Below are 11,684 nucleotides of genomic sequence, written 5' to 3'. Positions count from 1 at the left end.
GGTCCACAAGCCCCATCTCCAGGCCTCCGCCGCGCCCTCCGCCCACTGGAACACCACCCTGCCCTGGAACTGTCACCTGCCCGTGAGGACACGCCCCGGCGTCGAGTGGCGCAGGTGCGCGGATGTGGGCCCCGACTCGGGCGGGGGCTAATAGGTGAGGACCATCAGCTCCTCGTCCACGTAGGCGCCGCCGATCTTCAAGGCCCGGGGCTCCACGCCGTAGGTCTGGAAGCCGACGGAGCGGTACAGCGCGTGCGCGGACGTGTTGCCGGCGACGACGGCGAGCAGGAGCTGCTCGACGCCGGGCAGCTTGCGTCCCTCCGAGATGGCGGCCTGGAGCAGCCGGCGGCCCAGCCCGCGCGACTGCGCCTCCGCCGGGACGTACATGCCCCAGACCACGGCCTTGTGCGCGCTCTTGCGCCGAGGCTCCCGGCGCACGCCCACCATGCCCACCAGCTTCGTCCCGTCATAGGCGCCGAGCACCCGCTGCGAGTCGCTCGACTCCAGCCGCGCGCGCATCTCGTCGAGCGAGCGCAGGGACTCCTCCTCGAACGAGGTGCCGAACGACTCCGGGTGCTCCTTGAGCGCGCGCAGCCGCAGGGCGAAGAAGGCCTCCACCTCCGAGGGGAAGATGGGGCGCAGGGCGATGTCCCCCTCCCCGCTCGAGCGCCCCTCCTCCTTGAGCACCGCGGTGAAGCCCCGGACGAAGTCCGGGTAGCGCGGCGTCCAGCCCAGCTCCTTGAGCCGCGCGTTGGAGATGGCCCGATCTCCCCGGAGCGACTCGTGCAGCGTCTCCAGAGGCACGCGGGGTGGAGGCGACATGCCCAGCCGGTGCGCCAGCCAGGTGACAGTCTCCTCCAGCGGCGCGGCCCGGTCATCCGCCGCGCAGTAGAGCGCGCCCGGCGTGCCGCGCTCGAGCACCGCGAGGATGGCCGCGCCCAGGTCATCGACGTGGATGCGGGAGATGCGCCCGCCTTTGTCCGGGAGCCGGAGGTTGCCGGAGAGCAGCCGCGAGTGCGCGCCGCGCCCCGGGCCGTAGATGCCGGCGATGCGCAGCACCATCGCGCCCAGCGGCAGGTAGCGCGACTCGGCCTCCAGTCGCGGCAGCGACGCGGGCCAGGTGACGTCCACCGGCGTGTCCTCATCCACCACGCCGCGCGCGCCGCCGTAGACGCCGGTGGAGGACAGGTACATCAGCCGCGCGGGGGGCTGGGCCGAGAGCGCCTGGGCCAGGGCCACGTCGAGCCCGGCCTCGGGCGGAATGGAGACGACCACGTGCGCGCCCTTCGTCTGGAGCAGCGCGGCCTCCAGCGAGGCGACGCGGGCGCCCGCGCGCTGGAGCTCCTCGCGGCGGGCGGTGTCCCTGGTGGTCGCGAGCACCTCTCGCCCCGACTGGGCCTGGCTGACGGCGAGCCTCGTCAGCGTGTATCCGGAGCCCAGCAGGACGAGAGGTGGCGTCATGCCCCCCGCGATAACGGGAGCGGGGGGCGAACGCAAGGCGGGACGTGTCGACTACAGCTCCGCGCTGGCGCGCGGGTCGATGATTCCGCACTCCTTGATTTTGTAGAGCAGCGCCTTGTAGCTGATGCGCAGCTTGCCGGCCGCGCGCCGCTTGTTCCACGCGGTGCGCTGGAGCATCGCGAGGATGGCCTCGCGCTCGGCCAGCATCGCCGCGCGCTTGCCGATGTCCTTCAGCGACAGCTCGCCCGTCGGCGGGGGCGGAGGCGGCGGCTGGGGCACGTCGAACGGGTTGACGTAGCGCGGCGCCGGAATCACCGTGTTGAGCGGCTCGTGCACCACGGGCGTCGGCGCGTGCGGCTGCATGTGGGACAGGGCCGTGGCGCCGGCCACGTTGCGCGAGGGCATCTCCAGCACCTGGACGGACGAGGCCGGCGGCGCGCGCACGGGCTCCTCCATGCCCCGGCCGCCGTAGACGCTGTCGTCGCCGGCGTACGCGGTGGGCAACGACGGGGCGCTCGCGGGAGCGCGGCCCTCGCCGTGGAGCTCGTCGAGCACCAGCGTCGGGTCCTTCAGCACGCACAGCCGGCGCACCATGTTCTCCAGCTCGCGCACGTTGCCCGGCCAGTCGTAGTCCGCGAAGGCCTGGAGCACCTCGGTGGGCAGCTCGTTGACGCCGGAGATGTACTGGCGGCCGTACTTCTTGAGGAAGTGGTCCGTCAGCGGCATCACGTCCTCGCGCCGCTCGCGCAGGGGCGGCAGCCGGATGGCCACCACGTTGAGGCGGTAGTAGAGGTCCTCGCGGAAGTTGCCCAGGGCAATCTCCTTCTCGAGGTCGCGGTTGGTCGCCACCACCACGCGGCTGTCCACGCGCACGCTCTTCTTGCCACCGACGCGGAAGAACTCCTCGTCCTGCAGCACCTGGAGCAGCTTGGCCTGCAGCCGGATGGCCATCTCGCCAATCTCGTCCAGGAAGATGGTGCCCTGGTCGGCCAGCTCGAACTTGCCGGGCTTCTCCGCCGTGGCGCCCGTGAAGGCGCCGCGCTCGTGGCCGAACAGCTCGCTCTCCAGCAGCTCGCCCGGCAGCGCCGCGCAGTTCACCTTGATGAAGGGACGACCGCGGCGCTGGCTGCGCGCGTGGATCTCACGCGCGATGACCTCCTTGCCCGTGCCGGACTCGCCCAACAGCAGCACCGGGACGTTCTCGTTCGCGATGCGCTCCACCAGCGCGCGCGCCCGGCGCATGGACGGCGACGTGGAGATGAGCACGCGCGCGTCCGCGCCCGTGTCCACCACCGGCCGGGGCGCCACGCCCTGGACCACCGGCTGACGCTCCGGGGCACGCGTCCCCAGGGCGCGCGCCAGCGCGTCCTGCAGCTCGTCATTGCCCAACGGCTTGGACAGGTAGTCGCTGGCGCCCATCTTCATCGCCCGGACCGCGTCGTCCGCGCCCGTCAGGCCGCTGAGGACGACGACGGGGGCATTGCCCCCCTGCCCCCGGTAGCGGCGCAACACCTCCAGGCCGCTCATCTCGGGCATGACGACGTCCAGCAACACCGCGTCGAACGAGCCTCCCGCGAGCATCTCCAGCGCCTGCGCGCCACTGGACGCACAGCGCACCTGATAGCCCGCGCTCCCAAGCAACTCGGACAGGAAGGTGCGAACCGACTCCTCGTCATCCACCACCAGCACCGCGATCCGATCCATCCCCTCGCCTCCGCTCGCCCTCTGCATCGAACCTCCGCCCATCCTCACACCGAGAGCCGGGTCATGGACCCGGTCAGTCGACGAAATTCACGCGTGCGCCGCATCTCCTGCTGCGCCGCGCTCAAGAGCTGCATCGGCGTCCCCACGGTGTCCGGGAAGCTCACGGCCCCCAGCTCCAACGTGGTGCGCACCACCCGTCCATCCACCTGGAAGCGGGCCGCCTCGAACCTCGCGGCCACCCGCGACAACAACACCGGCACCGCCTCCGCGGGCGTGCCCGGCAACATCAGCGCGAACTGGCTGTCGCCCACCCGGGCCACCGCGTCCGCCTCGCGGACCGTCTGCCCCAGCACCACCGCGCTGTACACCAGCAGACGCTCCGCCATGCCCCGCCCGTACTCCTTGCGAAGCGCGCTCCAGCCCCCCACCTCCGCCGCCACCACGGAGAACGTCCCGCCGTAGCGCTCGCACCGGCGCACCTCCAACCCCATCAGCGCCAGCAGGAACGGCTTGTTGTAGACGCCCGTCACCGGGTCATGCAGCGCCAGCGCCGTGTCCTCTTCCTCACCCGCCGCGGCCCGCAGGACCGCGGCCTTCAGCCGCAGCTGCGCGTGCAGCTTCACCGCCAGCTCCGCCCCGCTGCCCCCGCGCGGCACCACGTCCACGCACTGCCCCTTCTCCAGGCAGTGCTGGTAGGCCCCCGCGTCCTGGGGGTCCACCATGTACAGCAGGGGCACGGTGCCTCGGCTGAGCTGCCGCAGCCGCCGGGCCACCTGCACGGCGCTGAAGTCGGGCGCCTGCACCGCGAGGATCACCGCCTCCGGCCGGATGACCTCGAACAGCGGCACCGCCGCGTCGAAGCGAGTCACGGGAACCACACGGAAGCCGGCCTCCCCGAGGAGCATCCGGGTCCGCTCCAGGTCGTCCGCCCTCGGCTCGATGAGCAGCACGGTGGGCGGCTGTCCCGCCTTCCCCACCCGCTTGCGTCGAACGCTCACCACATCCGCCTCCCCACCAGAATTTTCTCCACCGCTCCTCCGGCGCGTGCCCGGAATTACAGTCTCCAGCCCTTCCCTGACCTCTTCATCCCCCCGGATTTCCTGGGGAAGGGCATTCGGCTACCCATCCTGGGCAGCGGTTTTAGCAATGGACATGCCACCTTGGACTTCACGCAGCCGGGCCTCCAGCTCGGCCTCCGTGACGCGGTATTTGAAGGCGGGCACCCCGTCGATGACGATCACCGGGATGTCGTAGCGCCACCGCTCGAACAGTTCCGGGGACTCCAGGATGGAGATGAGCCGCAGCTCGAAGGGGATGCGAGCGCGGACGGCCTCCACGACGTCGGCTGCCTTGTCGCAGAGCGAGCATTTGGGTTTCGAGTAGATCTCGACTCTCATGGCGTGCAGGATGGACGGCCGATGCGCGGCCTGACTGGTGACTTCTCGACGATGCCCCTCAAGGACCTCGTCGTCTACCTCGGGAACCGACGGGCCACGGGCTCGCTCAAGGTGGAGCGCGGGGACGTGCGCAAGCAATGGGTCCTGCGTGACGGGCAGGTCGTTTGCGCCAGCTCCAATCAGCCTCGGGAGTTCTTCGGTCAATTCCTCATCAACATGGGGCATCTGACGGAGGCCCAGTTGGAGAAGGCCTTCGCCACGCAAGCCCAGACGCGGGTGTTCCTGGGCAAGGTGCTGGCGACGTCGGGAGTGGTGCCGGAGGCGATGGCGCGCTCGACGTTGAGCCACAAGTTCCGGGAGATGATGTTGGACGCCTTCCACTGGCAGGAGGGGGAGTTCACCTTCGAGGCCTCGGACACGGCGCCGGACATCGCCGGGTTGGATGTGGAAGTGGACCTGGTGGACATCCACCGCGAGGGCGAGTTCCGGGAGACGGCGTGGGAGGCCATCCGCGCGGTGTTCCCCACGGGCGGCACGCGGCTGGCGGTGGACGAGCGCAAGCTGCCCGAGCGCAAGCCCGGCAGCATGGACGAGCGCATCATCCAGCTCATCCATGACGGGCTGAGCATCGACGGGATGGCGCGGGCGCTGCACGCCACGGACTTCTTCCTGTACCAGCGGCTGTACGCGCTCTATCGCCTGGACGCGGTGAAGGTGTCGGACGAGGCGCCCGTCCCCGTCACGGCGGCGGTGGTGGAGGAGGAGAAGCAGGAGGGCGGCGTCATCGGCGCGGAGTCGTCCTCGGACGAGGTGCTGCAGGCAGCGCAGCTCTTCCTGGACGCGGGCAATGTCCGGGATGGCGAGGCGCTCGCGCGGCAGGCACATGAGATGTCGCCGTCGCCCCGCTCCGCGGCGCTGGTGAAGTCCGCGCAGGAGAAGCTGCTGGCCGAGCTGCGGCGGGAGCTGATGGACTCGGCGAAGGTGCCGGCGCTGCTGGTGGCGCCCGCGAACCTCAAGACGCTCCAGCTCACCGCGCCGGAGCGCTACCTGCTGTCGCGCATCGACGGACGGCGGGACATCGCCGCCATCGTCCACGTGTCGCCGCTGCAGGAGCTCGACGCGCTGAAGTTCCTCCACGGCTTCGTGGACATGGGGCTGGTGAAGCTCACCACGCGGTAGGAGGCCACGCGGGCAGAGCGGTCAGTGCTTGCCCGCGGCGGACGCGGGCGCGGTGACTTCGACGGGCGCGGGAACTCGCTCGAGTCCGAGCCGGATGGCCTCACGTCCGAGCCACGTTCCCCGGATGCGCCACTTCGGGTCATTGACCACGAGCGCGGCCACGGCGACGCGCGGGTTGTCCCGGGGCGCGAAGCCGACGAACCACGAGTAGTCCCGGAAGGGATTGCGGTCCGCGAGCGTGCCCGTCTTGCCCACCGCGTCGTCCACGCGGAAGTGCCGCTCCCGGAAGACGCCGCGCGCGGTGCCGTGCGTGACGGTCGTCTCCAGCATGTCGGTCAGCGCCTTCGCCGCCTCGGACGTCAGCACGCGCTCGGGCTCCTCGGGGGGCAGCAACACGCCGGGCCGAGGCTCGGGCTCCACCAGCACCGGGTCCACCCACAGCCCATCGTTCGCGGCCACGGACGCCACCAGCGCGCCGTGCAGCGGCGAGAGGTAGACATCCCCGAACCCCGCCCCCGTGTTCGCCAGCGCGAAGCCCTCCTCCGGCACCGCCGCGAGCGACACGTCCGTGGGCACCACGAAGTCGATGGCGCGATTGAAGCGGAAGCGCGCGGCCATGTGCCGCAGCACCTCCGCGGAGAGGTGCTTCTGCGTCAGCTTGGCGAAGATGACGTTGGCGCTCTTGCCCATCGCCATCGCCAGGGAATAGCAGGCCCCGTCCCGCTCGCTGTCCTCCAGGTGCCGCTCCGTCAGCCGCCGCTTGCCGCCGTGGAAGCACTCCTCCATCTCCGGCGAGACACCGGCCTCGAGGAGCGCGCTGCCCGTGACGATCTTGAAGATGCTCGCCGCCGGGAACACCGCGCGGAACGGCAGCCCCCGCAGCTCCGGCTGCGCCGCCGAGTGCTCCGCCAGCGCCAGCACCCGCCCCGTCGACGGCTCCAGCACCACGGCCGCGCCGTACGGCACCTCGTAGTCGCGGAGGATCTTCGTCAACTGCGCCTGGAGCACCGGGTCCACGGTGAGCACCTTCTCCTCACCGTTCTTCTCCTTCACCACCAGTCGCTCACCCTGCAGCTTCGCGCGCGCCAGCAGGTCCTGGGACTTCGCCATCGTCCGCAGCGTGGTGATGGGAGGCGCCGTCAGCCGCGAGGGCACCGGCGAGGGCGGCACCAGCCCGGGCACCGTCACCAGCGTGGCCAGCCCACCGTCCGCCCCGCCCTGCACCGCGGCCGCCGCCACCGCCTCCGAGTCCGAGCCGCCGTCCTCTCCCGGAATTCCCTGGGCCTCCAGCGGACCGCCGCCGCCCGCGTGGGCCCCGGGCCCCGCGTCCTCGGGCGCCATCGCCACGCTCCCCGCCTCCGGGGAGGACGCCACGACGCCCGCGTCCTCCGGGCCCACGGCCGGAGCGCTCCCGGGCGGGGACGCGTTCGCGCCCAGCAGGAGGGAGAGCGGCAGCAGGGCGGCGGCGAACAGGAGTCGTCGGCGAATCGTCATGTGCGGCGCGAGGGGGGCGAGGAGGGGGGAGGCAGGCGAATCCTAGCGGCTGGCGGCCCGCTGTCCACGGACGCTTCCCTGCCCGCCCGAACGGCGCCCTCGTCAAAAACCAGGCGACGGCGTGTGCACCTCCCCAGTAGGGTCCCCCACACTTTGGACGGACTGAAAGAAACCCTGGTCATCTGGAGCGCGGAGCTGCGCCGGGCCGTGCGCAGCGGGCGCGCGGTGGTGCTGCTCGGGCTCTACAGCATGTTCTCCGCGCTGGTGCTGCTGGTGGTCGGCTGGCTCGCCCGTGAAGTCCGCGCCGCGGTGAACCAGAAGCTCGCCGAGGCCGGCGGCGCGGACGCGGACACGTCCGCTCGCTTCGCCGAGGAGATGCGCAAGGGGGTGCTGGGCTTCCTCACCAGCAACGACACCGCGATGATGGAGGCCCTGGCGCAGGTGCCAATCGAGGTGCTGCTCGTCTTCAAGGTCACCCTCTTCTTCCTGCCCGCCTACGTCGCGCTGATGGGGTTCGATCAGATCAGCGGTGAAGTCGGCCCGCGCTCCATGCGCTACCTCACGGTGCGCGCCCGCCGCTCCTCGGTGCTGTTGGGCAAGTTCCTGTCCCAGGCGGCGCTGCTGGTGGGCCTGGTGCTCGTCATCGACCTGGCCATCTTCATCTACGCGCGCATCGCCAACCCGGACTTCGGCTTCGCCGCGCTGAGCCTCAACCTGCTCAAGTTCTGGATGGCCGCCATCGTCTTCTCGCTGTCCTACGTGGCGCTCACCACGCTGTGCTCCAGCCTCTTCCGCAGCCCCGCGGTGAGCCTGGTCTTCAACTTCATCCTGCTGTTCGTCTTCTGGCTGATGGACACCGTGGGCCGGGCCTCCAGCGCGGTGGACGCGGCGTCGGGCCAACAGGAGGGAGCGCTGCGGTTCCTGCGCTACCTGTCGCCCTCCTATTACGCCGGGGACCTGCTGCACCCGAGCTTCACCGAGTTCGGTGTGAGCGGCGCGGCCTACGCGGGCTTCGCGACCATCTTCCTGCTGGGGGCCTACGGCGCCCTGCGCGCGAGGGACCTGTGAGCGAGCTGGCCATCGAGTTGTTCGGCATCACCAAGCGCTTCGGCCCCAAGGTCGCGGTCAACAACGTCAGCTTCTCCGTGCCCAGGGGCGCGGTGTACGGCCTCATCGGCCCCAACGGCGCTGGCAAGACGACCACCTTCTCCATGATGTGCGGCTACCTCTATCCGTCCGAGGGCACGCTCAAGGTCATGGACGTGGACCCCACCACCCCCGGCGCCCTCAAGGGCCGGCTGGGCGCCCTGCCCCAGGACGCGGTGCTGCCCCCCGGCTGGGAGGTGGGCGCGCTCCTGATGTACTGGGCGAAGCTGTCCGACCTCGACGCCCCCGAGCGCGAGGCCCGCGAGGCGCTGGAGAAGGTCGGGCTGATGGAGGCCTGGAACGTCCAGACGCAGGCGCTCAGCCACGGCATGGCCAAGCGCACCGCGATGGCGCAGGCGCTCATGGGGCAGCCCCCGCTGGTGCTGCTCGACGAGCCCACCGCCGGACTGGACCCCCGCATCGCCGCGCAGGTGCGCCAGGTCATCAAGGACATGAAGGGCCGCCAGACAGTGGTGGTCTCCAGCCACAACCTCCAGGAGCTGGAGGAGCTGTGCGACGCGGCGGCCATCCTCGACAAGGGCACGCTGGCGCAGGACGGCAGCATGTCCGAGCTCACCGGCCAGGGCGCGGAGTTCCGCGTGCAGATCGCCCGCGGCACCGTCATCCCGCCCGAGATCGCCACCCTCCCCCACGTCACCGACGCGCGCCTGGAGGGCGAGCACGTCCTCGTGGTGCGCTTCGGCGGTCAGGTACCTCCCGAGGAGGTCATCAGCCGCGTCGTGGCCCACCTGCTCCAGAGCGGCGTGCTCATCCTCGGTGTCAGCCGCGGCCGGCGCCTGGAGGATCGCGTCCTCCAGTTGCTGTAGCCACCGGGTTTCAACCCACCTTGCGGACCCAGCCCACGTAGCTCGTCTCCCTGCGCTCCAGGCGGACGAGCTCGTGGCCCGTGGCCTCGCACCAGGCGGGCAGATCCGCCTCCAGGCCCCTGTCGGTGGAGACCAGCTCCACGAGCGTGCCGACGGGCAGCCGCCGCATCGCCTTGGCGATCTCCAGGATGGGCACCGGACAAGGCCTGCCGGAGGTGTCCACTCGCACGCTGTTGTCCATCCGCGAACTGTCTCCCATGGGTGAGATCCGAGCGTGCGGAATTTTTCCGAGAACCGCCCAGTTTTCGGGCCCCTGAGGGGCCTTGGTGGCGAGCCCGGAGGGCTTCCACTCGGCTTGCGTGTCTGGAAATCCCTCTGTTAAGTACCCCGGCCCTCTCGACTTTTCTCGTACATCCACGCTCGGGGCCGGAGTCGGACCTATGGCGAAGGAGCAGAACCCACCCATGAAGCCCAATATCATCGTGGCCTTGCTGGTCGGCCTGGTGCTTGGTTTCGTCGGCGGCCGCGTCTACAGCGGCTCTCCCACGAAGGCCGAAACCAAGCCCGCCGCTCAGGCTGGTCAGGCCAACCCCGCGCGCCGTCCGGTGGACCCCACCGTGTTCAAGGTTCCCGTCGAGGGTTCCCCCACCCGGGGCAACCCCGAGGCCCTCGTCACTTTGGTCGAGTTCTCGGATTACGAGTGCCCCTTCTGCAGCCGTGCGAACGTCACGGTGGAGAAGCTGGAGGAGGAGTACGGCAAGAAGCTGCGCGTGGTGATGAAGCAGAACCCGCTCTCCTTCCACGCTCGCGCCAAGCCCGCGTCCCTCGCGGCGCTGGCCGCTGGCGAGCAGGGCAAGTACTGGGAGATGCACGGCAAGCTCTTCGCCAACCAGAAGAAGCTGGATGACGCCTCCCTGGAGCAGTACGCCAAGGAGCTGGGCCTGAACCTGGACAAGTGGAAGGCCGACATGGCCAGCCCCGCGCTGTCCGAGGTCATCCAGAAGGACCAGACGCTGGCCGGCCAGCTCGGCGCGAGCGGCACGCCCGCCTTCTTCATCAACGGCCGCTTCCTCTCCGGCGCGCAGCCCATCGACAACTTCAAGGCGCTCATCGACGAGGAGCTCGGCAAGGCCGAGGCCCTGGTGAAGGGCGGCGTCCGCCCGGCCCAGGTCTACGCGAAGATCATCGAGAAGGGCGCCGAGCGCGCCGCCCCCAAGGCGGCCCAGCAGCAGCAGCAGGCCCCCGCGGTGAAGAAGATCGACGTGCCGGCCGACTCGGCCTCCTTCGGCCCGGCCACCGCCAAGGTGACCATCGTCGAGTGGTCCGACTTCGAGTGCCCGTTCTGCAGCCGCGCCGTCCCCACGCTGACGCAGATCAAGAAGGACTACCCCAAGGACGTGCGCGTGGTGTTCCGTCACCAGCCGCTGTCCTTCCACGCCAACGCCAAGGCGGCCGCCGAGGCCTCCGAGGCCGCGCGTGAGCAGGGCCGCTTCTGGGAGTACCACGACAAGCTCTTCGCCAATCAGAAGGCCCTGGACCGCGCCTCCCTGGAGAAGTACGCGCAGGAGCTGGGTCTGAACGTCGCCAAGTTCAAGGCCGCGCTCGACTCCGGCAAGTTCAAGGCGAAGGTGGAGGCGGACAGCGCCGCTGGCAGCGCCGTGGGCGCCAACGGCACCCCGACGTTCTTCGTCAACGGCCGCGAGCTCGTGGGCGCGCAGCCCTTCGACGCCTTCAAGCGCCTCATCGACGAGGAGATCGCCAAGGCCGACAAGCTGCTGGCCTCCGGCACCAAGCCCGAGGAGCTGTACGCGAAGCTCAACGCGGACAACGTGGCCAACGCCCCGGCCGCCGCCGCCCCCGGCGCCCCCGCCGAGCCGCCCGTCCAGAAGGTCGACGTCGGCAACGCCCCGGTGAAGGGCCCCGCGAACGCGCCCGTCACCATCGTCGCCTTCTCCGACTTCGAGTGCCCGTTCTGCAGCCGCGTGGTCCCCACGCTCAAGCAGATCGAGGACCAGTACCAGGGCAAGGTGAAGGTGGCCTTCCGCAACCAGCCGCTGCCCATGCACGCCAACGCCAAGGCCGCCGCGGCCGCCGCGCTGGCCGCGCACGAGCAGGGCAAGTTCTGGGAGATGCACGACAAGCTCTTCGCCAACCAGCGCGCTCTGGACCGGGCCTCGCTGGACAAGTACGCGCAGGAGCTGGGCCTGAACGTGGACAAGTTCAAGGCCGCCCTGGACAGCAACAAGTTCGCCCAGCAGATCGAGGCGGACGCGGCGGACGCCGGCCGTCTGGGCGCCACCGGCACCCCGACGTTCTTCATCAACGGCCGCACCCTGGTGGGCGCCCAGCCGTTCGACGCCTTCAAGCGCGTCATCGATGAGGAGCTGAAGAAGGCCGGCGCGGTGGCGGCGGACCGCAAGTAGTCCGCTCCTCGCAGCCCTGAAGCACTCGAGGCCGTCGGACCGCTTGGGTCCGA

10 protein-coding genes are annotated in these 11,684 nt (G+C 70.5%); 4 read left to right on the top strand and 6 right to left on the bottom strand.

What is annotated here, in order from left to right:
• Positions 1-147: 147 nt before the first annotated feature.
• The 4 genes from K8640_RS15170 to K8640_RS15155 form a co-directional block, all read right to left on the bottom strand.
• On the bottom strand, positions 148-1,461 hold the full coding sequence (locus tag K8640_RS15170) for a GNAT family N-acetyltransferase (protein ID WP_223747677.1): 1,314 nt from the start codon (positions 1,459-1,461) through the stop codon (positions 148-150).
• Between the two features lie 51 nt (positions 1,462-1,512).
• A complete protein-coding gene (locus K8640_RS15165) occupies positions 1,513-3,165 on the bottom strand; it encodes a sigma-54 dependent transcriptional regulator (protein WP_223747676.1) in 1,653 nt (550 codons plus the stop codon).
• A 44-nt stretch (positions 3,166-3,209) separates the two neighbouring features.
• Positions 3,210-4,163: a GGDEF domain-containing protein gene (locus tag K8640_RS15160; RefSeq protein ID WP_223747675.1), complete on the bottom strand. Its 954-nt coding sequence runs from the start codon at positions 4,161-4,163 to the stop codon at positions 3,210-3,212.
• Between the two features lie 120 nt (positions 4,164-4,283).
• Positions 4,284-4,562: a glutaredoxin family protein gene (locus tag K8640_RS15155; RefSeq protein WP_141326019.1), complete on the bottom strand. Its 279-nt coding sequence runs from the start codon at positions 4,560-4,562 to the stop codon at positions 4,284-4,286.
• A 21-nt stretch (positions 4,563-4,583) separates the two neighbouring features.
• Between K8640_RS15155 and K8640_RS15150 the strand changes: the two genes are divergently transcribed.
• Complete coding sequence (locus tag K8640_RS15150; RefSeq protein WP_223747674.1) at positions 4,584-5,741, top strand: DUF4388 domain-containing protein; 1,158 nt, start codon at positions 4,584-4,586, stop codon at positions 5,739-5,741.
• 21 nt (positions 5,742-5,762) lie between these two features.
• Here the strand turns inward: K8640_RS15150 and K8640_RS15145 are convergent, their stop codons facing one another.
• The gene (locus K8640_RS15145) at positions 5,763-7,235 is read right to left on the bottom strand and encodes a penicillin-binding transpeptidase domain-containing protein (protein ID WP_223747673.1); all 1,473 of its coding nucleotides are present in this window, start codon (positions 7,233-7,235) and stop codon (positions 5,763-5,765) included.
• A gap of 153 nt (positions 7,236-7,388) precedes the next feature.
• Between K8640_RS15145 and K8640_RS15140 the strand changes: the two genes are divergently transcribed.
• Both K8640_RS15140 and K8640_RS15135 read left to right on the top strand, forming a co-directional pair.
• Positions 7,389-8,303 carry an ABC transporter permease gene (locus tag K8640_RS15140; RefSeq protein WP_223747672.1) on the top strand — a complete coding sequence of 305 codons (915 nt, stop codon included), beginning with the start codon at positions 7,389-7,391 and terminating at the stop codon, positions 8,301-8,303.
• The gene (locus K8640_RS15135; RefSeq protein ID WP_223747671.1) at positions 8,300-9,208 is read left to right on the top strand and encodes an ABC transporter ATP-binding protein; all 909 of its coding nucleotides are present in this window, start codon (positions 8,300-8,302) and stop codon (positions 9,206-9,208) included. Before K8640_RS15140 ends, K8640_RS15135 begins: the two co-directional genes overlap by 4 nt.
• Positions 9,209-9,218: 10 nt before the next feature.
• On the opposite strand, the gene K8640_RS15130 is transcribed toward K8640_RS15135, so the two are convergent.
• A complete protein-coding gene (locus K8640_RS15130; RefSeq protein WP_223747670.1) occupies positions 9,219-9,467 on the bottom strand; it encodes a sulfurtransferase TusA family protein in 249 nt (82 codons plus the stop codon).
• 205 nt (positions 9,468-9,672) lie between these two features.
• Between K8640_RS15130 and K8640_RS15125 the strand changes: the two genes are divergently transcribed.
• A complete protein-coding gene (locus K8640_RS15125; protein WP_223747669.1) occupies positions 9,673-11,631 on the top strand; it encodes a DsbA family protein in 1,959 nt (652 codons plus the stop codon).
• The last annotated feature ends 53 nt before the right edge of the window (positions 11,632-11,684 follow it).

The organism is Myxococcus sp. XM-1-1-1 (assembly GCF_020037095.1).
Lineage (GTDB): Bacteria > Myxococcota > Myxococcia > Myxococcales > Myxococcaceae > Myxococcus > Myxococcus fulvus.
Note: the sequence above shows the minus strand (reverse complement) of the source record. Positions and strands in the feature narration are given on the sequence as shown.